The organism is Enterovibrio sp. FF113 (genome assembly GCF_041439165.1).
GTDB lineage: Bacteria > Pseudomonadota > Gammaproteobacteria > Enterobacterales > Vibrionaceae > Enterovibrio > Enterovibrio norvegicus_A.
Genome location: NZ_JBGONO010000003.1, coordinates 103,957 through 124,583, shown reverse-complemented (window position 1 = coordinate 124,583; position 20,627 = coordinate 103,957). Strand labels below are relative to the sequence as shown.

Below are 20,627 nucleotides of genomic sequence, written 5' to 3'. Positions count from 1 at the left end.
AGAATTAACGCTTTTTACCGCCAGATTTTTTCAGCAGTTGGTGCTTCAAACGGCGTTTATCACCGCCTCGTCCGCCGCGTTTTTCACGGTGTTCGATTTCGGCATTCAAATCCGGTTCAAACCCCTCCAGCCATTCTTGTGGCAAGCGTTGGTCAATTAAGGTTTCAATGGCCGCCAGCATGCCTTCTTCTTCTCGACTCACCAATGAAATCGCATTTCCGCTTTTGCCTGCACGTCCGGTACGCCCAATACGGTGAATATAATCTTCCGCCGCGTGTGGCAGTTCATAGTTAAACACGGTATCAAGGGAAGGAATATCCAAACCACGTGCCGCCACATCGGTGGCAACCAGCACGCGTATTTTACCGTCTTTAAAGCCTTCTAAGGCGCGGTTTCTTGCACCTTGGGTTTTCTCGCCATGAATAGCTTCAGCGGCTAATCCATCAAGCTTTAGCTCGTTAGCTAAGGCTTCTGTGGTTTGGCGGGTTTTGGCAAACACCAACACTTGTTTTAAGTTGCGACTACCAATCAAAAATGACAGTAATTCACGCTTACGCTTCTTATCGACAGGGTGCACCAATTGGTTAACGGTATCTGCGGTGCTGTTTGAGGTAGACACTTCAATACGCACTGGCTGGTTGAGTAGGCCATATGCTAACTCCAATACCTGTTTTGGATAGGTGGCGGAGAAAAACAGTGTCTGACGTTCTTTGGGCATTCTTTTCATCAATCGTTTGATGTCTGAAATAAAGCCCATGTCTAGCATGCGATCCGCTTCGTCCAATACTAACGTGTCGAGGCTCGAAAGGTTCAGCGTGCCAATGTGCAGATGGTCTAAAAGACGACCGGGCGTGCCCACTACGATTTCTGGGCCTTTTTGCAGCTGACTTTTCTGCGGGTTGATGTTGGCACCGCCATACAGAGCGACACATTTAAGTGATGTGTTTTGGCTGTACTCGATAACTTTGTCATACACTTGCTGTGCTAATTCGCGCGTTGGTGTGACCACCAATACTCGCGTTGCGCCTTTTGCGCCGCTTTCGAGCAACTGGTGGATCAGTGGCAGCGTAAAAGCCGCGGTTTTCCCTGTGCCGGTTTGCGCTGCGCCCATCACGTCATTCCCTGCTAAAACCTGAGGAATGGCTTGCTGCTGAATGTCCGTAGGCTCGGTGTAACCAAGGCTAACCAGTGTTTGCTGCAAGGTAGGGTGAAGTTGTGAAAAGGCGCTGTCAGACATGATGAAAAATTCGACCTAGAAAAAGGAGCGCGAGTGTAACAGATTGCCTTGCATTATACCCAAGCATCTTGAGGTTGCTTGAGTATATGCATTTTTCAAATGTAAAGGTCAGCGCAGGCTGACAAGCTCGATAGAGAAACTCAGTTTGGCTAGCGCTTCACGCAGGTGAAAATTGCATTGCCAGATGCGTTGTCCCACGGCAGCAATTTGTCGTAATCGTGTTCTAAAATCGTCACATCGAAATACGGCGCAAGTAGCGATGTCAGCTCATCGAATCCGACCGCGACCATCGGGTGGTCATCGTGCCATTCTTCGGTCACTTTGTTGGTGGTTTTTTCAATGCTGAGCTTGAGCGCTTGCTTGTCGCCATTACCGCCATAAAACCATCCTGATTTGAACACAAAGTGGCTGCCTTCGTGCTCCACGCTGTGGCGAACGAAAGAGTCATTGTTGATCAGTTTTTTCTCAACGGCGTTGAAACAGAAGACGCCGGCTGGTTTCAGCGCGGCATGAACGCGCTCAATGCAGGCGCGAAGCTGTTCAAGGCTGCCGCTGTAGTGAATCGAATAGAGAAAACAGGTGATCAAATCGTAAGGTTCATCAACCACAAAATTACACATGTTCTGCAGCGAGAATTGGGCTTCAGGACAGCGCTGTTTCGCTAAATCCAGCATAGGCTGATTTAAGTCTAACCCACTGCTTTCATAGCCATTATCGATGAAGAAACGCACATGCGGACCCGTGCCACATGCAAGGTCTAAATGGGTTTTTCCTTCACTACCAAACATTTGATGGAGTCTGCGTACACAGTCACTTTGTTGTTGGTAGTTAATGTCAGCGCACATCAAATCGTAATAACCAGACAGGTCAGAATAGAGCGCAGTGGAGGGCTGTGTGTTCAAGCAAATTCACCAGGAAAAATGAAGGTGGCGAATACTATACCGTTTGCACTGTTTTGCGAAGTGGTTAAAGTTTTTTGTGGCAATAAAAACGCCAGCCTAGGCTGGCGTTCAACGTGGACAATAATGGAAAGTTAGCTTTGCAAAATCATTAACGGCAGGGCCAACATGTCATCGCCTTTTGTGGCGAAATAGATGATCACGCCAATAAGCGAAGCAACGGTAGCAAAATACCAAAGTGTGCTGAAAATTTGGCCGTAGCGGTTAAGCGGCAATAAGTGCGTGTGATGGCGGTACTTCCATTCAAAGATGATCTCACCACTGCCAATCAGCAGAAGAAAACCCAGTAACGCCAAGCCAAATGCGTAACTGACGTACACACCGATGGCAGCACCTGCAATACAGGCCACTAAGCCCGCAATACTGTTCATTGAAAAGCTGATGCTTTTAAGGATATGTCCGCCGTCCAGCGGCAGAATAGGCAGCAAGTTAAACAAGTTAAGCAGGGCGTTAAAGGTCGCGATGCCAGCGAAGAATACATTGCCTGTGATCCAATAAGCGACCAAGGCCAATAACGACATGAACAAACCAAATGTCGGCCCCATGATGGAGATAACCACGTCTTGCCAGCGGGTGTTTATCTTTTCATCAGACAGCGCCAAGCCGCCCATGAAGGGGATCAAGTAAATGCCTTTGGTTTTCATACCGAAGTATTTCATGGCGCGGATGTGTCCGTATTCGTGCACCACGAGGCAAGCAATCAACGCCAGTGCAAACTGCCAAGAAAACAGCCACGAATAAGCCGCAACACTGGCACCCGCCAACACTACCTTGATGACTTTGGCGCTTTTTAAAAGCTTGAAGCCGAGTGAGGCCAAACCCACAACGCTGAATTTTGGTTTCGTTTGGGGTGTCACGACAGGCTGCTGACGTTCAATGTCTTTTTCATTGCGTGAGCCAGATTCAATGACCTCGCCATCAACGGTCACACGATAGTCGACATTGAAAGGTTGCCAATGGATATCGGTAGAGACATCCACCGTGATGATGCTGTCATTGGCAGTAAGCTGAAAGGTATGGGTTTTCTCGCCGTCTGGGTCGGCACTGGCGGCAAGTTGAGACACGAGTTGGTTGTCCCAGTAAAGCGCTTGCCAGCCTGCTAAAGAGCCTTCCAAACGCAGTGGCTTGCCCATGCACGAAATATTGAATAATTCCAAAATGATGTAATTAAATCTGATAAATGATGGGCGCTAATGTAGCAGTTTTTTGAGGGTGACGAAAAGAACAGAAGGGCGCATGCGCCCCAACGCATCTTACTCTGTCGTCGCATTGACCAATGTTGGCGCCACAATCACTTTACGGGCGACAGTGTCGCTGGTTTCAAACTGTTCAATCAGACGCTTTGCAGCCTGCCGGCCAATCTCTTTCGCATCAGAATTAACGAAAGTAATCGGGGGCTCTGACAACTCAGCTTCTTGCACCGCATCAAACCCGACAATTGAGATTTGCTTATTAAAAAGATTGTCGGTGCCAACAGATCGCCCAAGGCGATGAATGCCTTGTACCGCCCCAACCGCGGTCGACGAATAGTGACATAACACCGCACTCACTTGCGGATGATTGATCAGTAACTGTTCGACCGCATTGGCGGCGGGCGCTTGCCCTGCGTCACACTCCACCACCCACTCAGGTTTGAAGGGCAGCCCAAACTGCATCAAGGTACTGCAATATCCGCCTACGCGTTCGGCGCGACAGAGTGAACTGATTTTTCCACCCACATATGCAATGCGACGATGCCCTTGATTGATCAAATGCTCCGTTGCCATTTTCGCCGCGCTGGCGTTATCGGGGCCGACATAATCAATCTGCTGATTCACTGAAGCGCGCGAAATACACACCAACGGTAGATTGTGCGCTTTTAACGCATCCACATCGACGTGTTGGTTTTCATTGGCTGGGCAGAAGGCAATGCCACCCACGCCTTGTCTTGCCATGGTTAGTACGCATTGTTCAAATTTGGCTTCATCGCTGCTTTGGGTGAGAAACACCATGTAGCCCTGCTTTTCCGTTTCTTCACAAAGCCCAGCTGCAACTTGTGCGTAGTAAGGATCGCTGATGTCTTTAAGAATCAGGCCAATGATTTCGCTGCTGTTAGAGCGCAGATTTGCCGCAGCGCGATTGCGCACATAGCCAATGGCCGCCACCGCGTTATTGACCTTTTCAATCGTATCTGCCGATATCCGCCCTTTGTTGCCGAGCACCATCGACACTGTGGTAACAGAAACACCAGCATGCTCAGCCACGTCCGTGATCGTCACTTTCTTCAAGTGTTTTCCTTTTTGGTCTTAGGGCAGGGTGCCTTGATAAAACGTTTTACCCCGAAAGGATACTGTTATTTTCCCGTTTTTTAAACCGGATCAAATTTGTGGATTAAGAGAGTATGCAGAGATCACATTTGTTTTGATAAAACGTTTTACCAAAATTTTAATCCCCTATGATGGCCCCGAAATCACTTATTCAGTGTGCTGGTCCGATGACCCGTCACTTCTGTCATGTTCTCATGTTTCGGAGAGTTGTTATGACGAACAAAGCGACAAAAACCACTATGTGGGAGTTTCTGCAAAGCCTTGGCAAAACCTTCATGCTGCCTGTGGCCCTCCTTGCGTTCTCGGGTATTTTGCTTGGGGTCGGCAGTTCGCTGTCGAGCGCAGCAATCCGTGAAGCCATCCCCTTTTTAGATAACATCTTGCTTCAATACCTGTTCATGTGGATGACCAAGATTGGCTTGGTGGCATTCATTTATTTGCCTGTTATGTTCGCCATTGCGATTCCGCTTGGCATGGCGCGTGAAGAGAAAGGCGTTGCCGCTTTTGCAGGCTTCGTTGGCTATGCCGCGTTCAACCTTGCTATCAACTTCTTCCTGACAGTGGCCAACGTGCTTGGCGATCCTGTTGCAAGTAAAGCCTATGGCGTGAAGAGCATTATTGGCATTGAATCTATCGACACCGGTATTTTGGGTGCGGTGATGGTCGGTATTATCGTTGCTAGACTGCATCAGCGCTTCTACACCTTCAAAATGCCCGATGCGTTAGCATTCTTCGGTGGTGCGCGTTTCGTTCCTATCATTTCGGCTATTACACTGGGTGTGGTCGGTGTGCTGGTCCCCTTCGTGTGGCCTTACTTTGCGGCTGGCATCAACGGTATCGGCAATCTGATTGCAAGTGCTGGCGCGTTTGGCCCAATGCTGTTCGGCACGGGTGAGCGTCTTCTGCTGCCAATCGGCTTGCACCATATTCTGGTGGCGCTGGTACGCTTTACCGAAGCGGGTGGCACCATGGCGGTGTGTGGCGAGACAGTCTCTGGCGCACTGAATATTTTCTACTCTGAGCTAGCGTGTGCGGAAACGAACGGCTTCACGCCAGAAGTCACTGCATTCCTATCTCAAGGTAAGATGCCTGCGTTCTTGGGTGGCCTTCCTGGTGCAGCATTGGCGATGTACCACTGCGCTAAACCTGAAAACCGCTCAAAGATTAAAGCCCTACTGATCTCTGGTGTGGTGGCGTGTGTGGTCGGTGGTATTACCGAGCCGTTGGAATTCCTGTTCCTGTTCGTTGCCCCTGTGCTGTATGTGGTTCACGCAATCCTGACTGGCCTTGGCTTCATGGTAATGGGCTTGCTGGACGTGACCATTGGTAACACTGATGGCAATATCATCGATTTCTTGGTGTTCGGCGTACTGCAAGGCACAGCAACCAAGTGGTACTTGGTGCCAGTGGTCGCAGCGGCATGGTTTGCGGTTTACTACACCGTATTCAAGTTCGCTATCTTGAAGTTCAACCTGAAAACACCCGGTCGTGAAGTGGATACTGCGGAAGTAGATGGCGAGCTAGAAGCGGCATTTATCAACGAATCAGGTAAAGGTGCAGCGATTCTGAAAGCCCTTGGTGGCAAAGGTAATATCACCTCGCTAGACAACTGTATCACTCGCCTTCGTTTGACGGTCGACAACATGGATTTGGTGGATGCTGGCAAGCTGAAAGCTTACGGCGCATTGGGTGTGGTTAAGCTCGATGCACATAGCCTGCAAGTGGTTATTGGTACGCAAGTACACCTTGTGAAGAATGAAATGCAAGCGTTGATGACCGCGAGCTAATTAAACGGTTCCCCCTAAAACCCTCGGATTGACGGTCAAAGTCAGACCGAGGGTTTTCTTGTTTGTGTGGATGAGAAAATGACAACAATGAATTTTGATACGCCGGTTGACCGCATGGGCACTTACTGCACGCAATGGGATTATGTGCAGGACAGATTTGGCAAAGCGGGCTTGCTACCGTTCACCATTTCAGACATGGATTTCGCGGCACCAGATGCCGTGATTGACGCATTAAAAGCACGTTTAGAGCATCCGGTGCTGGGTTATAGCCGTTGGAATCACGATGATTTTAAAGGCGCGATTGAACGCTGGTATCAACGCAGATTCGATACCCAGATTGATAAAGACACCCTTGTTTATGGCCCATCGGTGATTTATATCATTGCCAAGTTGATTGAGAAATGGAGCCATGCTGGCGATGGCATCGTGTTTCAAACACCCGCCTATGATGCATTCGACAAACTGGTCGAAGGCGCAGGTCGTCGCTGTATTCGCAATCCGTTGCTAAAAACCGCCAGCGGTTGGGAGATTAACTGGCCGCTACTGGAACAACAGCTGGCGCAACCTGACACCACCGTGTTCTTGTTATGCAGCCCGCACAACCCAACGGGGCGAGTTTGGCGGCGCGAAGAACTTGAGCGGATTGCAGCGCTTTGCGATGAACATGATGTTGCGTTGATCTCGGATGAAATTCACATGGATGTTGCGTTAAAAGCACATACGCCATGGTTGGGTTTTGGCATGAAACAGCGTTGGGCATTGGTGACTTCGGCGTCTAAGTCTTTCAATATTCCGGCGCTTAATGGCGCGTATGCCATGATTTCTAGCGAACAATCGCGTAATGACTATTTGTTCAAACTGAAAGAAGTAGACGGACTATCGTCTCCATCCATCCTGGGTGTCATCGGGATGATGGCGGCTTATAACCACGGAGAAACATGGCTGACTGCGTTGAATGCGTATGTGAAAGAAAGCCATGAGCTGGTGCGTGATACGTTGAATAGTGCCTTTGCTAACGTGCAATATCAGGTGCCAGATGCCACGTATTTGGCATGGCTCGATCTTTCTGCTTTGAATCTCGATATGCAAAAACTACAAAGTGACCTGATTGAACATTTCAACGTGGCAATCATGGACGGCGGCGTTTATGGCGAGGTTGGACAAGGTTATGTGCGATTGAACCTTGGCTGTCCACGTTCGAAAGTACAGGCGGGGTTGGATGCGCTCGTGGGCGCGATCAGGCTTCAGACCCATTAATTTACGCCGCTGATTGAGGGGAAAACGGGTTAATCGTTTTCGTTATCTGGCGGATATGAGGGCGATTGAGTACGTTTTAAGGCGTCAGTCAGTGTGTCCAAAGAGAACTGCTCTTGCATGGAAGGGCTGTTGTATAGGTACGAATCTCTTCGCATATTGATGACGTCTTTTTTTATGTTCCATAGCGGTTTCGTTGCAAGCACCTGAAGTTTTGCTGATTCCTCTCTCCCTAAGTGGGTAAGCACTGCCGTGATCACAGGTACCCCCATGATGTCTTCGCAGTACAGCGTTAAATAGCCAAACTTGGCGTGTGCATTTTCACCGCTTTGACTGACGGCTTTTGCCGCGAGTTCCATGCTGGTGTAAATCGCTTTGATTTTCTTATTCACGTTGTCATTGTTTTTCACTCCAAACATGTCATCAGACGTTTTCTTTATTAAATCATTGTTTTTTCGTACCTCATATTCCGTCGATACTTGCCCAATATGAACAAATAGAGGGTGATGCGCCAGCATCTGTTCAAGTGCGTATTGGTTGTAGATGGAGCATGGTCTGCCTGTCTGTGGGTCGGTGGTTGAGGCGACGGCTTTTGTCATCATACATAGCATGCTGATGGCTTCGAGAAACAACTTTTGGACGTCGTCAGGGAGCTTTTCGCTCGGAGGGCGATGGCTTGCAATGACGATGTTTCCCGTCTCATTGAGGATGACATAGCGTGATGGTGCGAGTTTTTCTTTCGGGGTGGGTTCTTTGGGTGCGATATGTCGACGCTTACCCCATATGGCATAAATAATAAGTAATAAAATAGCGCCAGCCATCACAAGAAGAAGCGGGGGGAAGAAGTCACTGAACAATTCGATTCGCGTCGTTTCCATGGTTATCGCTCAAAGCACCATTGATAAAACGCCGTTTTACCTAGGCGGTAAAGCGGCGTTCTGGCTTAGGTACCGCTGGTGACGGTGAATGATCCTGGAGAGGAAGCAACCACGGTATCTTTACCGCCATCGGTCAAGACCACATTGATGGCTGATTCGTCATCCATGGTGCCATTGACGGTGAAAGCAATTTGATCGCCAGTGTAATTCGGTTCTGAGAAGGTAGAGGTTGTCGCTCCCGATGCCCATTTGAGAGAGACTTTATCGGTAGGAAGGAACTGACCTTGCAGTGCGTAGGAATGTCCGGCAACAAGTGCTGAGCCTGAATCAACAGATGCGTATCCGTTACCCCTATCAGCAACATTAAATATCGTTGGCGTTCTAAGTAGCAGCCCGCCAAGCCAGTTGATCATCGCCAAATACTGAGGATCGGAATTAATAGAGCCAAGATCGCCAGCATATTCATGAATAAAAGTGGGTGTTACGAACATATAGGTGTCTTTGTGCATAGTCAGCGTAACGCTAGACGAATGACCTTTTATGCAAGGACCGGCCTTAAAGGCGACTTCATTTTTCGCCATATCAGCGTAGACAACAATGGCGCTGATAGAAGGCATGCCCAAGAGGTATTCACAAACAAAAACGATGTTGCCGACTTTACTGTTGGTTTTATCCTGACTGGCTGAAATGTTTAAACCTTCTTGGCCAATTGATGAGATCATGGAAGAGGCAAAGGCGAGCCCACCCAGTCCGGTTGCGAGCCCAAGTAGTGATTCAATTAATTCCTTGCTGAACGTTGCGCCGCCGCTTTTGCTGGAGTGGGTGACGTCTTCTTCTGTGACATGAACGAACAAGCCCGAACCTTTTATGACACTCTCTAAAGCGGCATAGTTATACAAGGAGTAAGGTTTACCCGTTGCAGGGTTTTTGGTTGTGCTCATTGCCCGAGACATCCCCGCAAAAAACACAGAAACCTCAGAAAAAATCTTCTGAACGTCCTCAGAGATAGGTGTATTCGAATCTATGGTGCTGGACATCATTATGTTGCCCGTTTGATTGAAAATGTAGTACTTCGTCGCCTCAATGTTATGCGGGTTACTGGCTGGTGGTTTTATTTCAGTGGCTTTGATTTCTGCATTATCTGCCATGGGAATATCCTCATACAGTGTAAATAGGGAAGTTTAGAAACCAGAGTGGGGTGCTTTATGCGGCAAGTTCCCCCATAATTCATTTGATTTTTGTGTCACTATCACACCATGTGAAAAAAACATTTCCCTTTTTGCAGGCAGACTTTATATCTTCGTCACTGAGTAGCGTTGACGCTTTTTTGGAAATGAAAAAAACGGAGGCTTTCTTGAAATTTGTGGCCGATTTTTTTGTGTCGGCCACTTCTTGGTCATCAAAATCAATGAACCAGTCTCCATTCTCATCTCCATGATAGCCAGAATATACAGTGAGATTTTCTACTTCGTTTATTTCGTCAAACTTGGCTTGGATTTCAGTAATGAAATCATCCACGGTAGATTGACCTTCATGCGTGATGATGTTGTTTCTATATATATGAATAGACATGGTATTTATCCATTAAATGTTGATTGGCTTGAACGCCAGCTATTAGTCTTTTTATAATGACTACAGCCTGAACCACTTTTAATGGTGAGAGAGGAAGGGGATTGTCTGAACATTAAATCAGGCTACTGAAAGGATAGTAACAGCCTGAAACAAGGCAATGGTTTATTTTTGGTGAATTCACACTGTGTATGACTTTTGATTCACGTCCAATTATTAAGGCATGGTGAAATTACTTTTATTATTTAGATGGAGTCTGAGGTAAAACTCTTTTTTATGCTGTTGATAATGTGGGTATAGGGAGGGGAAGTTATTTAAATTAATAAGAAAGGACATGTCGGAGATATACTTTCATAATTAGTTTTGATTTTAAAAATCCCCTCCCTGATAAGAGGGAGGAGATGTGGTATGAATCCGATACTACGTTTTTTCTCTAAATTTGGCCGTAAAGTGTCGCAGCACTGTTGGCTCGTAGGTGAAATCGAGCCCTTTAAGCGACGCGGCTTTTTCTTTAAGTTCAATCAACGCGTCTGCGATGTAATCCATGTGGTCGTTGGTGTACACGCGGCGGGGAATAGTGAGTCGCATCAGCTCCATCGGGGATGGTTTCTGATCTCCCGTTGATGGGTCTCGCCCAAGCAGCAAAGAGCCAATTTCAACCGCGCGAATACCGGCTTCCACATATAAGGCGTTAGCGAGCACATGGCCCGGGAATTGTTCGGCGGGAATATGAGGCAGCATTTTCCCCGCATCGACAAACACAGCATGACCCCCTGTTGGGTATTGGATGGGAATTCCCCCTTCGCGTAAACGCTCGCCCAAATACTCCACCTGACGAATTCGGTAGTTAAGGTAATCTTCCTCCGCACCTTCGTGTAAACCTCTTGCCAGTGCTTCCATATCACGGCCAGCCATCCCGCCATAGGTGATAAAACCTTCCATGGGCACGCAGCGTGTTTGCACGGCTTGGAACAGTTCTTCATGGTCGCGCACACAGCAAAGCCCGCCGATATTCACCAGTGGATCTTTCTTGGCAGACATGGTGAGCATATCGCCATAAGTATACATTTCGCGAATGATGTCAGTGATCGAGTGGTTTTCGTAACCCGTTTCGCGCTGTTTGATAAACCAAGCGTTCTCGCAATAGCGCGCGGAATCAATCACCACCGGAATATCGGCTTCTTTGGCGATTTGGTAAACCTCGCGCATGTTCGCCATGGAAACCGGCTGACCGCCGGAGCTGTTGCAAGTAATAGTAGTAATAATGGCTGCGATATTGTGCGCGCCATGCTGCGCAATGGTCTCGCGCAATGTATCGAGGTCAAAATTGCCTTTCCAGTCGTCATAGGTGTCGGTGTCGAAGGCTTTTTCGGTCAGCACATTGATGGCCTTACCACCGTTCATTTCAACGTGACCTGCGGTGGTATCGAAATGGTAGTTAGAGATAAACACAGGGTTTGTGCCCCCGCGTACCTGACGCATCCGTTCAATTAAACAAGGGAACAGAATTTGCTCTGCGCCACGCCCTTGGTGGGTCGGCACGGTGAGTTCATAACCAAAGAAGTGTTTTACCGCATCACACAAGTTGTAGTAGTTACGGCTGCCTGCATAAGCCTCATCGCCCATCATCATGCCAGCCCACTGGTTATCGCTCATTGCGCCTGTACCGGAGTCGGTGAGCAGATCAATGTAAACATCTTCGCTTTTGAGCAAAAACGGGTTGAGCCCCGCGGTTTCTAATGCTTGCGCGCGATGTTCAGGGGTGGTCATTTTGATGCGTTCAACCATTTTAATACGGAACGGTTCTGGTAAGCGTTTCATAGGATTGATCCTTTTTACGCTCGCACGGACGGTGTTTTCTTCGCCTGATGATTCACGAGTGAGCGATCAGGAAAGCGCAGAAACCACAAACCGACCCCAACAAAAAAGGGACGTGCGAGCAAATTGTGAGTGTTTAAACGAGGTGAAATATCGACGCGAGTGCGTCAGCGAGGATCAATCGCGAGGGAAGTCGTAGGCGAGTTGGATATCGTTGTTGTACCAATGGAATAGCACTGCGCTGTCATCATGCGTGCACGTATTCATTCGCTATCCTCCTTGATGTTTTGGCTACAGATGGTTTGGTTACAACTGTTGATAAAGTAGTCAAATTTAGTGATGAATGCAACTGAGCGTCTAGCGGCCTAAAAGCGCAAGGGTGATAAATTCACGGCGAAAACTATCCGATCCTATCAAGTGCGAGACACTTCGCTGGTCATATCTATGCATATAGTAGGGAAGCAAGAGCATAAGGTTCAGCAGTGATTCTAATGGAGAGGAGAGCCCGCACTATGCAGTTCGATAACCACGTCAACACATCGATTTTTAATCCAAGAATTTTTCGCTCGCAGGTGTCCGAGAGCGGCAAGAAGCCAGCGCTTAACGCGATGTCTAGTTTGCCCTTGTTTGACGCGATATCTCAGCAAGTGTCTGCGTCTACTGATATGGATGCCAGTTACAAGGCGCGTATTGACCGTCGCCTTCAGGTGCTATCCCATAACACACTCAATCTACTGATCATCGGGTCAAAAGGTGCAGGGAAGTCAGCGACCGTGCAGGCACTTTTTGGTGGGTATGATTGGCGAGCTGCTGATTTAAAAAACGATGAAAGCGACGCTTCTTCGAAGATTCGCCGTCAGCAATTGAATCAACTCACCGTGTGGCAGGCAGATCTGCCGAGCGAAAATGAGCCCGCGCAGGAGCGATGGAGTGAGCTTGGCGCACTGCTATCAGAAACCAATGCAGATAATGAGCCGTTGATTGATCGCGTGATTGTGGTTTTGGACTCCGCCAGCAGCAATATTGATGATTGCTATTTAGATATCTGCCATTCCATTGTGCCCATGATGGGAGCGATGACAGAAAATCGCTTGACCATCTTGATGAACAAAGCCGATAAAGTTGCCAGGCATATTCGTGGGACACACGCGAATGTGCTTATGCCGTTGGATGCAGAGATTTGGCTTGATTGCACCGCAGCGACCTTGCGCTATCGATTAGCTCACAACACGGGTATTCAAACATGCCTGTTGGCTTACAGTGCGTTGGCCGGCGAATCGCCAAATGGTCGTCCTTATAACTTACAAAAACTCATGGCAAAAATGTTGGCTGACCTGCCAGAGGAAAAGCGTTTATTGTTGCTGAATCAGCCTCTGACTTGTGGTGATGACCAATGGCGTGATCATGATGACAAATTGATTTACATGCAAAGCATCGAAAACCTCTGTTTTGATAGTTTGCACGTTGGCGCGAGAGATGGCGATCGTTTCGGTGGGCAACTTGGTGCGTTTCTGGGGCGTCATGGTCGAGCGATGGGAGACATTGTTTCAGACACAATTCGCGCACAAATGGGTATGACGATTTAACATCTTCTCTCATCCATTTATTTTCGAAAAATACGCTGGAGGGCTCGTTATTAGGGCGATCCTCCTTTCGATTATCCCTCAGCTCTATTCCGCACGACAACCTGTAAGTAAATAAATTGTTAAAGACTATCAAGAGCGAGACAGATTCACTCTGTTGCTTTGCTTATAGTTGCATTTGGTTACGTAGTACTCATTGAGGGCAACCCCATGCAAAATAGCACCGCATTTTCTCGGCAACTAGCAATGGATATCAGCCATTCTTCTTTGTTGGATGAATTCAAAAAAGCAGCGCTTCAACTTCGCTTGCATCAATTGGAAGCACAACCCCTGAACATTCTGTTTGCTGGGCCGCAAGGCGTTGGCAAGACATCTACTATCAAGGCATTGTTTGGTGGCGCGCTTTTAGAGCCAAGTTCGTCGGATGCTGGTCGCTATGAAATGGGCAATTTAGTGGTTTGGGATTATCCAGGTCATACGGGCAATCCTGAACAAGACGCTATGCTGGACATGCAGTTGGCAGCAACGTTGACAGAGCGGGACAGCAACGGTAATCCGCTTATCGATATGGTTGTTGTGGTGTTGGACGCGGCGGAAAGAAACCTCAACAGTGGTTATCGCTTGATAACAGAAGTGCTTGTGCCTGCATTGGGCGATAAGTTAGATAGCCGATTGGTCGTCGGGCTCAATAAAGTTGATGCCGCCAGTTATGGTTACGAGTGGGACTATGTTGTCGACAGCCCGTCAACGGAAGTGGAAATCTGGCCTGAAAGTACAGCGACCTTGTTGCGTCATTGCATGCTGGATGAAACGGGCCTGGAAATCGCCCCTGTTTGTTATGCAGCAGAGTTCGCACGTCGTGATGAAGCAGCTCGTCCGTTTAATTTGCTGAAACTCATGAACCAGATGGTCGTTAAGCTCCCGCTTGAGAAAAAACTTACCTTGATTGATGCGCCGCTAAACGCACAAACGCAGGCGTGGTATGAAAGTGATGATCGTAATAATTATCTGACAGAAATGGAAAACAATCTGTTTGATTTGGTTTACGAAGGCGCGAAAGATGGCGCGAGATTTGGTGGTTTGCTTGGCGCTTATCTTGGTAAGCAAGGCAGGGAACTTGGCTATTTAGTTCGCCGTAATTTGCGTAGAACGCTTCATCAGGACTAAGCACTTTTGTTGTTTTCTGATGAGCAAGAGAAAGGGAGCTGTGATAGCTCCCTTTCTCTATGTGTTGCATTTGGCTTTTTATATAGGCATTTCATACCTAGGCAAAAGGCATTTTGCTCGTTAGTGCTCCCAGCTAAAATCTGTCACGCGCTCATCAGCAATGTAAAACAACAAATCGTTTGGTATTACTTCTGCATCCAGTGGCGGATTAAGCTGCACATTACTATCTCGGCGAATGCCAATCAGCGTGGCATCATGTTTTTCTTTCATGCTCAGAAACAATGCATTCACCGTCGTGTATTTTGCATCGGCGGGGTAGCTGACTGCGTATTGGGTCATTCCTTTGCGGGTATTCAGTAGCTCATGATGAAGCTCAGAAGAGCCAGGATCGAGCGCGGATTTTGCCATCATCTCAACAGACACCGACGGAATGCATTCAGCTTTTGGACAATGTGTTTTCAACAGGTTGCTTAACACCTCGTCTTGGAAGTACGCGAGAATGTGTGCATCGGGATTCTTGCTTGCGCAGAACAAGGCAGCCGCAAACGTAATGTCATCTTCTGGGTTATCAATGATGATACAGCTAGCATCTTTAACACCCGCACGTGCCATGGCCGTTTCATCGGTAAAGCTGGTGGTGCGAACAAAATCGATGTCTTTCGGCAGCGGGTTTTCAATGTCCACTCGAACACAAAGCACAATAGGGCGCTTGTTTTTTTCTTCATGGAGCAACATGTCGATGAGGTGTAGGGTACGGCTTTCATTCCAGCCCAAAATTAAAATGTGGTCAGACACGTCAACGCTCCTTTTTCCTGTTAATCCTTTACGCCAAAACTGAATGGCGATACCCGCTAAACGGCCAACACCTATCGCAAAAATACCTAAACCGCAGGGAATAACAAAAAGGGCGGCAACCCATTTTCCTGCGTCTGTCTGTGGAGACATATCGCCGTAACCGACCGTCGAAGCGGTCACGAGTAAATAGTAAACAAAATCAACAATTGGTGTGGTAAGTTCTTGCTCTCCTGCTGCCTTAAGCAACACCCAACTCAGTGCGGCATAAGCCAGTACCGCAACGGCGACGTGCTTACCGCTCAGATGCTGAAATTGAGAGGTGATCCATCGGCGAACCATGTACCACTTTGTCATCAGCCGTTTTCCTTAACATGTGTCTTATACCCAATCATCTTGAGATTTTTTGGGCGTATCTATTAAATTTAGCCGCACACTATAACAGCCTATTCACAAAGCCAATTTCTCAATACTGCTGATTGTGAAAAAGTTCTCATCTTCGTGCTGGATGCGCCGAAACTTTCCCACTAATGTCGAACAATTGCGATAGTTCTAAGCATCTTGATGCTGTTAGGGCGTAAGAAGGAAGCTGTAATGAGTGATAACAAATATCTTGATGAGTATTCAGAAGATAGCTTTTGGACAAAAACGCGCAACTTCGCGCAAAAAGCCGGTTATGACGTGTTGGAAAAAGCGCTGAGGCTCTACTATTCCGCCACGGATGACGACACACCCAAGTGGGCGAAAACCACCATGTTCGCGGCATTGGGTTACTTTATTAGCCCTATTGATGCCATTCCTGACCTGACCCCTGCGGTAGGGTTCTCGGACGACCTAGGTGTACTGGTGGCTGCTGCCGCTGCGGTAGTGATGCATGTAAAAGCAGAGCATGGTGAGAAAGCTACCGAGAAACTCGATAGTTGGTTCAACAAACAAAGCACAAGCACGGGAAAGGAGAGCGAGAAATGAGGGGATCACGAGTCAACATCAGAAATGCCTTTGAAAAGGTCACCTTTCTCGCCGGAAGGACGCCACAACATTCGTTGAGTGGAGAAGGCACTGACGCATTTGATACCTTGTCGGCGTATCGAGATGGAGGGGTATTTATCGCTTACTATGACGGGAAGAGTGAATGGGAGCGTCACCCTGGTGACGAGTTAGTACAAATTATTGAAGGACAAACCACGGTATTTCTATTGGAAAACGGGGAAGAAAGGCCAGTATCTCTGTCTGAAGGCGAGCTGATCGTCGTGCCAGAAATGGTGTGGCATCGGTTTGATACTCCAAATGGTGTGAAAGTGCTTACCATCACGCCTCAACCAACAGAACACAGTATTCAAGTGCCGTCATCTTGAACAAAGGCAAGCAAATCGTGGAGACACGGAAAGCATTGCTCAAATGTGACTACCCGAGATGGCATTGAGCGCGTAGAATGCCAGCCCTGCGATTCCCAGACAGCACCAACTGGACTTCAACATGGCAAAACCGAGCAAGACATCCCCACAATTGAAAAAGGGCCTGCATCCGCGCAATCCGCATCGTGCGCGCTATGACTTCCCAGCGTTGGTAAAAAGTACGCCAGCGCTGAGCGCTTTTGTGAAAAAGAATCCCTTTGGCGAATTGTCGGTGGATTTTTCTGATCCCGACGCGGTCAAAATCCTGAATAAAGCCCTGTTGAATCACTTCTACCAAATTAGCTTTTGGGACATACCTAAAGGCTACTTGTGCCCGCCTATTCCTGGACGTTCGGATTATCTGCATTACATTGCAGACCTTCTTGCTGACACCCATAACGGCAATATTCCGACGGGTAAAAAGGTTAAAGGGTTAGATATCGGGATGGGGGCAAACTGTGTGTATCCCATGGTCGGTCACCGGGTGTATGGCTGGCAATTTGTGGGTGCAGACATTGATCCAGTGTCTGTTAAAAGTGCCAAGCTGCTGGTGGACACTAACCCAACGCTGAAAGGCGGTATTGAGTGTCGTTTGCAAAACAACCCCGACAATATTTTCACCGGCATGATTAACGCCAAAGAACGTTTTGATTTCACCCTGTGTAATCCGCCATTCCATACCTCAATGGAAGAGGCGACCAAAGGTTCTGAGCGTAAAGTGCGTAACCTTGCAGCCAATGCGCGCAAGAAAGGCGCCGAAAACCGTCCTTCCCACGCGATGTCACATACAAACGCGAAAGACTTCACTAAAGGGAAGGGCAAACCTGTTTTGAATTTTGGCGGTCAAAACGCAGAGCTTTGGTGTCCCGGTGGTGAAGCCGCGTTTGTCAATCGCATGATCACTCAAAGCGCAGACTTCAAGCATCAATGTCTTTGGTTCACGACGATGGTGTCGAAGAAAGAAAATCTCCCCGCCATTTATCAGGCATTGAAAGCGGTTGGTGCCAAAGAAGTGAAAACCATCGACATGGCACAAGGCCAGAAGGTCACTCGTGTTGTTGCGTGGACATTTTTGGACAAAGACGCGAGAGATTTGTGGTGCAGTGGGTGGGGAGCGTAAGGCGAACGTTCTGATCAATGTGATGACCTCCTAGAGACCGTATTGAAGCAATCTAGGAGGTAAGAAATAACGACGGAATCGCTAGTTTTCAGACACTCTTTTGTGAAAATGTTCGTGCGCAGAATCAGACAGGTCACACCCCATATAATTTCGCCCAAGATTTTTTGCGGCGACTAACGTTGCACCTGATCCGAAGAACGGGTCGACAACTAATTCACCTTCTGTGCTGCTCTGAGAGATGAGCATCTCGATCAGCGGAACTGGCTTCTCAGTGGGGTACCCGTTGTAGACTCTTTTGCTAACGAGAATATCAGGCATGCCTAAGTCGTTGAGTTTTCTTTTTCCCTTCTCGAAAAACAGAATATATTCATGACGAGCACGATAGTGGTAACCCATGCCAATCGTGACTTTATCCCAAATGATCGGCTTCCAGAATTTAAAGCCTACTTTTTCTGCAATCGGTTTGATTGCAAACATCGTTTCTTGGTCACAGAATAAATAGAAATGAGAGTTTTTTCTTAGAACGCGATAGACCTCTTTTAGAAGCGCTTCAAAGCGGTCATTGGGAAAAATATCAAACCACTGATTGCTTGAAGACTTGCTTACCTTCAGCCTTGTCGTTGTTCCAATTTTTCTGTGCTTTTCCAGTGATTCATAGGGTGGATCTGTGATGAAAAGATCAACGCTCCCGTCCGCGAGCGTTGAAAGCCATTCTACGGCATCATTTTTAAAAGTAAGCATTTCGCCTCTATGTTAAATCACTGCAAATACGGCCTTTCTGATAAGTGCGAGAAGGTACACCTTTATCCAATCTACGGCAATCAATGGGGAGGTTTGATCTGTGCAGGGAGAACATACGCTCTTGTCATCCCTTATCAGTCGAAGATTGCTTAAGTAATGGCGCTGTTGACTGACGCCTTGCCTACAGAATCAATCAACCACAAACAGCTTTGCGCCAATTTCAGTGGATGAGCGATGGGCTTCGGCGTTATCCGCAACGTGATAGCTCATGCCGGGCTTCAATACGTGAATGCTGCCGTCATCTAGCTCTGTGGTTAATTCACCCGACAGACAAAATAGAATGTGTCCTTTTGAGCACCAATGATCCGCGAGGTAACCGGCTGAGTACTCCACAATACGCACTCTTATCTCGCCGAATTTTTGAGTGCGCCAGTAAGCCACACCTGTTTCGCCAGTGTGTTCAGTCGGCGTGATTGTTTCCCAGTCTGTTGTGCCAAATGGCAGATTATTCATTTCCATCTTTCTACTCTTTCCTTGAGTGAAGGTGCGTTTAGGCACGACGTTGTTGTTCTGATCTGCGGGTTCGGCAGGGTTCTTGCTGACGGCAGCTTGACTTTACAGTATGACATTATTAAAGCGTGTGCCGCTATATTATGGGCTGCTGTTTCTCGGCGAGATTGAACGCTCAACAAGCGCATTCATTAAAAAAGCTTCGGCCTTTTTTTGTTGCGCCTTTCACTAATATGTAAAGCTGAGGGTTTGCTCAACTTTACATGATATATCCATGACAAAAATGTTGTCTTTTATCGGGTTTAGAAGTAAATAGTTACCATCTTCATTTTCTTGGTTTTTGCGTGGAAAAACTGCTCAAAAAGCTTCCGCTTATCATGGCATTGCTCACGGTGTTATTTTGCGGTTACACCCTTGGTGTGATTGGGTTAAATCACGCTGAGAATGTGATAAACAGTGCTGTTAATCAAGAATCCGCACCCGATGTTAAAATTGACATGTTGGCTCGGCGTATGGCTTCGTCACGTGTCCTTTTTTCTGCTTCAAACCCTGAACAAAAAGACCCACTATGTTGGCCAATATTGCTCACTTCGATAGCGAGCTTATTGGCTTTGGGGCATGTTTTGTTCGGGCTACCTCGCACATATTCTTTCATTGATAGTGATCGCCTCGCGGGCTGGCAAGGTGCCAATTTGCAGTATCGATTTATTCATTCTCGTCGAACGATACATTCACACCTGACTCTTTGTATTCACGCAAAGAAGTATCAATATAGACAACAAAAAGCCAATGAAACCCGTAACTCGCATTCCTTGCACCTTGGTATTTTGGAGAAACAATGTTTGAAGCAATCCAAGACGTATTGGTCGCCATTTGGCACCAAGATTTCAATGCACTGCTAACCCCTGGTAGTGCAACCCTAATTTATATTCTTGTGGCGATGCTAATCAGCCTAGAAAGCGGTTTTCTTCCCGCCGCACCGCTGCCTTGTGACAGCATCGTTGTACTTGTTGGTACGCTTTCAGCTGTAGGTGTATTGGATCCCTTTATTGCCTTTCCAATGCTGATCATTGCCGCGTCGATAGGAAGTTGGTTAGCGTTCTTACAAGGCCGCTGGCTTAACAAATTTCCGCTGGTGCAATCTTGGTTAACAAAGGTACCGGAAAAACAAATGCGTACAGTGGATGCGCTTTTATGTCGCCACGGTTTGGTTGCGCTGTTTATTGCTCGCTTTGTACCGGGTGTGCGTTCTGTTTTGCCAATGATGATGGGAATGCGTGTGGATGAAGTGCCGAGATTTCATCGTTTCGCGTGGCTGAGTGCCAGTATGTGGGTGTTCTTGTTGGCGGGTATGGGTTACTTGCTGCCTTCGCTTCCTGAGCCCATTAGCCGTTTAGTGACCATGGGGTTGATGGCTGCACCTGTCATTACCTTGTGTATCGGAATGCTAACTGCGGTGACATGGCGTATTCGTAAAGCCCTTCGAGCAGACCTTAATCCCACCGTATAAGG

The 20,627-nt window shown here is 47.6% G+C and carries 20 protein-coding genes; 9 read left to right on the top strand and 11 right to left on the bottom strand.

Annotated elements, in window-relative coordinates:
• Positions 1-4 precede the first annotated feature (4 nt).
• From ACED36_RS03520 to malI, 4 genes are all read right to left on the bottom strand, one after another.
• Complete coding sequence (locus ACED36_RS03520; RefSeq protein ID WP_371732808.1) at positions 5-1,237, bottom strand: DEAD/DEAH box helicase; 1,233 nt, start codon at positions 1,235-1,237, stop codon at positions 5-7.
• A gap of 149 nt (positions 1,238-1,386) precedes the next feature.
• Positions 1,387-2,139, bottom strand: a complete 753-nt coding sequence (locus ACED36_RS03515; protein ID WP_371732807.1) for a class I SAM-dependent methyltransferase — start codon at positions 2,137-2,139, stop codon at positions 1,387-1,389.
• A gap of 131 nt (positions 2,140-2,270) precedes the next feature.
• Positions 2,271-3,353 carry a site-2 protease family protein gene (locus tag ACED36_RS03510; RefSeq protein ID WP_371732806.1) on the bottom strand — a complete coding sequence of 361 codons (1,083 nt, stop codon included), beginning with the start codon at positions 3,351-3,353 and terminating at the stop codon, positions 2,271-2,273.
• 96 nt (positions 3,354-3,449) lie between these two features.
• Complete coding sequence (malI, locus tag ACED36_RS03505; protein WP_016958287.1) at positions 3,450-4,463, bottom strand: Mal regulon transcriptional regulator MalI; 1,014 nt, start codon at positions 4,461-4,463, stop codon at positions 3,450-3,452.
• A gap of 251 nt (positions 4,464-4,714) precedes the next feature.
• Between malI and malX the strand changes: the two genes are divergently transcribed.
• Both malX and ACED36_RS03495 read left to right on the top strand, forming a co-directional pair.
• A complete protein-coding gene (malX, locus tag ACED36_RS03500) occupies positions 4,715-6,289 on the top strand; it encodes a maltose/glucose-specific PTS transporter subunit IIBC (protein ID WP_016958288.1) in 1,575 nt (524 codons plus the stop codon).
• A gap of 78 nt (positions 6,290-6,367) precedes the next feature.
• Positions 6,368-7,546: a MalY/PatB family protein gene (locus ACED36_RS03495; protein WP_371732805.1), complete on the top strand. Its 1,179-nt coding sequence runs from the start codon at positions 6,368-6,370 to the stop codon at positions 7,544-7,546.
• Between the two features lie 29 nt (positions 7,547-7,575).
• On the opposite strand, the gene ACED36_RS03490 is transcribed toward ACED36_RS03495, so the two are convergent.
• From ACED36_RS03490 to ACED36_RS03475, 4 genes are all read right to left on the bottom strand, one after another.
• Positions 7,576-8,421, bottom strand: coding sequence for a hypothetical protein (locus ACED36_RS03490; RefSeq protein ID WP_016958290.1), 846 nt, complete (start codon positions 8,419-8,421; stop codon positions 7,576-7,578).
• Positions 8,422-8,486: 65 nt separating this feature from the next.
• Positions 8,487-9,569: a hypothetical protein gene (locus ACED36_RS03485; RefSeq protein ID WP_016958291.1), complete on the bottom strand. Its 1,083-nt coding sequence runs from the start codon at positions 9,567-9,569 to the stop codon at positions 8,487-8,489.
• A gap of 79 nt (positions 9,570-9,648) precedes the next feature.
• Complete coding sequence (locus ACED36_RS03480) at positions 9,649-9,993, bottom strand: hypothetical protein (RefSeq protein ID WP_371732804.1); 345 nt, start codon at positions 9,991-9,993, stop codon at positions 9,649-9,651.
• Positions 9,994-10,410: 417 nt separating this feature from the next.
• Positions 10,411-11,811, bottom strand: a complete 1,401-nt coding sequence (locus tag ACED36_RS03475; protein WP_017007334.1) for a tryptophanase — start codon at positions 11,809-11,811, stop codon at positions 10,411-10,413.
• Positions 11,812-12,320: 509 nt separating this feature from the next.
• Between ACED36_RS03475 and ACED36_RS03470 the strand changes: the two genes are divergently transcribed.
• Together ACED36_RS03470 and ACED36_RS03465 are read left to right on the top strand one after the other, a co-directional pair.
• Entirely contained in the window at positions 12,321-13,394 is a 1,074-nt protein-coding gene (locus ACED36_RS03470) for a hypothetical protein (RefSeq protein ID WP_371732803.1), read from the top strand.
• A 207-nt stretch (positions 13,395-13,601) separates the two neighbouring features.
• Positions 13,602-14,558, top strand: coding sequence for a hypothetical protein (locus ACED36_RS03465; protein WP_371732802.1), 957 nt, complete (start codon positions 13,602-13,604; stop codon positions 14,556-14,558).
• Between the two features lie 120 nt (positions 14,559-14,678).
• Here ACED36_RS03465 and ACED36_RS03460 read toward each other — a convergent pair whose 3' ends face one another.
• The gene (locus ACED36_RS03460) at positions 14,679-15,707 is read right to left on the bottom strand and encodes an ion channel (RefSeq protein WP_017003791.1); all 1,029 of its coding nucleotides are present in this window, start codon (positions 15,705-15,707) and stop codon (positions 14,679-14,681) included.
• 237 nt (positions 15,708-15,944) lie between these two features.
• Between ACED36_RS03460 and ACED36_RS03455 the strand changes: the two genes are divergently transcribed.
• From ACED36_RS03455 to rlmF, 3 genes are all read left to right on the top strand, one after another.
• On the top strand, positions 15,945-16,319 hold the full coding sequence (locus ACED36_RS03455; protein ID WP_371732801.1) for a YkvA family protein: 375 nt from the start codon (positions 15,945-15,947) through the stop codon (positions 16,317-16,319).
• Entirely contained in the window at positions 16,316-16,705 is a 390-nt protein-coding gene (locus ACED36_RS03450; protein ID WP_017003789.1) for a cupin domain-containing protein, read from the top strand. The genes ACED36_RS03455 and ACED36_RS03450 overlap by 4 nt, the downstream gene beginning before the upstream one ends.
• A gap of 121 nt (positions 16,706-16,826) precedes the next feature.
• Positions 16,827-17,864: a 23S rRNA (adenine(1618)-N(6))-methyltransferase RlmF gene (rlmF, locus tag ACED36_RS03445; RefSeq protein ID WP_371732800.1), complete on the top strand. Its 1,038-nt coding sequence runs from the start codon at positions 16,827-16,829 to the stop codon at positions 17,862-17,864.
• An 81-nt stretch (positions 17,865-17,945) separates the two neighbouring features.
• Here the strand turns inward: rlmF and ACED36_RS03440 are convergent, their stop codons facing one another.
• On the bottom strand, positions 17,946-18,605 hold the full coding sequence (locus ACED36_RS03440; RefSeq protein WP_371732799.1) for a site-specific DNA-methyltransferase: 660 nt from the start codon (positions 18,603-18,605) through the stop codon (positions 17,946-17,948).
• A 189-nt stretch (positions 18,606-18,794) separates the two neighbouring features.
• On the bottom strand, positions 18,795-19,124 hold the full coding sequence (locus ACED36_RS03435) for a DHCW motif cupin fold protein (RefSeq protein WP_016958301.1): 330 nt from the start codon (positions 19,122-19,124) through the stop codon (positions 18,795-18,797).
• Positions 19,125-19,459: 335 nt separating this feature from the next.
• On the opposite strand from ACED36_RS03435, the gene ACED36_RS03430 reads away from it, so the two are divergent.
• Together ACED36_RS03430 and ACED36_RS03425 are read left to right on the top strand one after the other, a co-directional pair.
• Complete coding sequence (locus tag ACED36_RS03430; protein ID WP_371732798.1) at positions 19,460-20,017, top strand: hypothetical protein; 558 nt, start codon at positions 19,460-19,462, stop codon at positions 20,015-20,017.
• The gene (locus tag ACED36_RS03425) at positions 19,954-20,625 is read left to right on the top strand and encodes a DedA family protein (RefSeq protein ID WP_017003785.1); all 672 of its coding nucleotides are present in this window, start codon (positions 19,954-19,956) and stop codon (positions 20,623-20,625) included. Before ACED36_RS03430 ends, ACED36_RS03425 begins: the two co-directional genes overlap by 64 nt.
• Positions 20,626-20,627 lie beyond the last annotated feature (2 nt).

What these genes read in the sequence shown, in the direction of transcription:
- ACED36_RS03520 (WP_371732808.1), bottom strand. Translation starts at nt 1,237, where the DNA reads ATGTCTGACAGCGCCTTTTCACAACTTCACCCTACCTTGCAGCAAACA.
- malX (WP_016958288.1), top strand. Translation starts at nt 4,715, where the DNA reads ATGACGAACAAAGCGACAAAAACCACTATGTGGGAGTTTCTGCAAAGC.
- ACED36_RS03495 (WP_371732805.1), top strand. Translation starts at nt 6,368, where the DNA reads ATGACAACAATGAATTTTGATACGCCGGTTGACCGCATGGGCACTTAC.
- ACED36_RS03490 (WP_016958290.1), bottom strand. Translation starts at nt 8,421, where the DNA reads ATGGAAACGACGCGAATCGAATTGTTCAGTGACTTCTTCCCCCCGCTT.
- ACED36_RS03485 (WP_016958291.1), bottom strand. Translation starts at nt 9,569, where the DNA reads ATGGCAGATAATGCAGAAATCAAAGCCACTGAAATAAAACCACCAGCC.
- ACED36_RS03480 (WP_371732804.1), bottom strand. Translation starts at nt 9,993, where the DNA reads ATGTCTATTCATATATATAGAAACAACATCATCACGCATGAAGGTCAA.
- ACED36_RS03475 (WP_017007334.1), bottom strand. Translation starts at nt 11,811, where the DNA reads ATGAAACGCTTACCAGAACCGTTCCGTATTAAAATGGTTGAACGCATC.
- ACED36_RS03470 (WP_371732803.1), top strand. Translation starts at nt 12,321, where the DNA reads ATGCAGTTCGATAACCACGTCAACACATCGATTTTTAATCCAAGAATT.
- ACED36_RS03465 (WP_371732802.1), top strand. Translation starts at nt 13,602, where the DNA reads ATGCAAAATAGCACCGCATTTTCTCGGCAACTAGCAATGGATATCAGC.
- ACED36_RS03460 (WP_017003791.1), bottom strand. Translation starts at nt 15,707, where the DNA reads ATGACAAAGTGGTACATGGTTCGCCGATGGATCACCTCTCAATTTCAG.
- ACED36_RS03455 (WP_371732801.1), top strand. Translation starts at nt 15,945, where the DNA reads ATGAGTGATAACAAATATCTTGATGAGTATTCAGAAGATAGCTTTTGG.
- ACED36_RS03450 (WP_017003789.1), top strand. Translation starts at nt 16,316, where the DNA reads ATGAGGGGATCACGAGTCAACATCAGAAATGCCTTTGAAAAGGTCACC.
- rlmF (WP_371732800.1), top strand. Translation starts at nt 16,827, where the DNA reads ATGGCAAAACCGAGCAAGACATCCCCACAATTGAAAAAGGGCCTGCAT.
- ACED36_RS03440 (WP_371732799.1), bottom strand. Translation starts at nt 18,605, where the DNA reads ATGCTTACTTTTAAAAATGATGCCGTAGAATGGCTTTCAACGCTCGCG.
- ACED36_RS03435 (WP_016958301.1), bottom strand. Translation starts at nt 19,124, where the DNA reads ATGGAAATGAATAATCTGCCATTTGGCACAACAGACTGGGAAACAATC.
- ACED36_RS03425 (WP_017003785.1), top strand. Translation starts at nt 19,954, where the DNA reads ATGTTTGAAGCAATCCAAGACGTATTGGTCGCCATTTGGCACCAAGAT.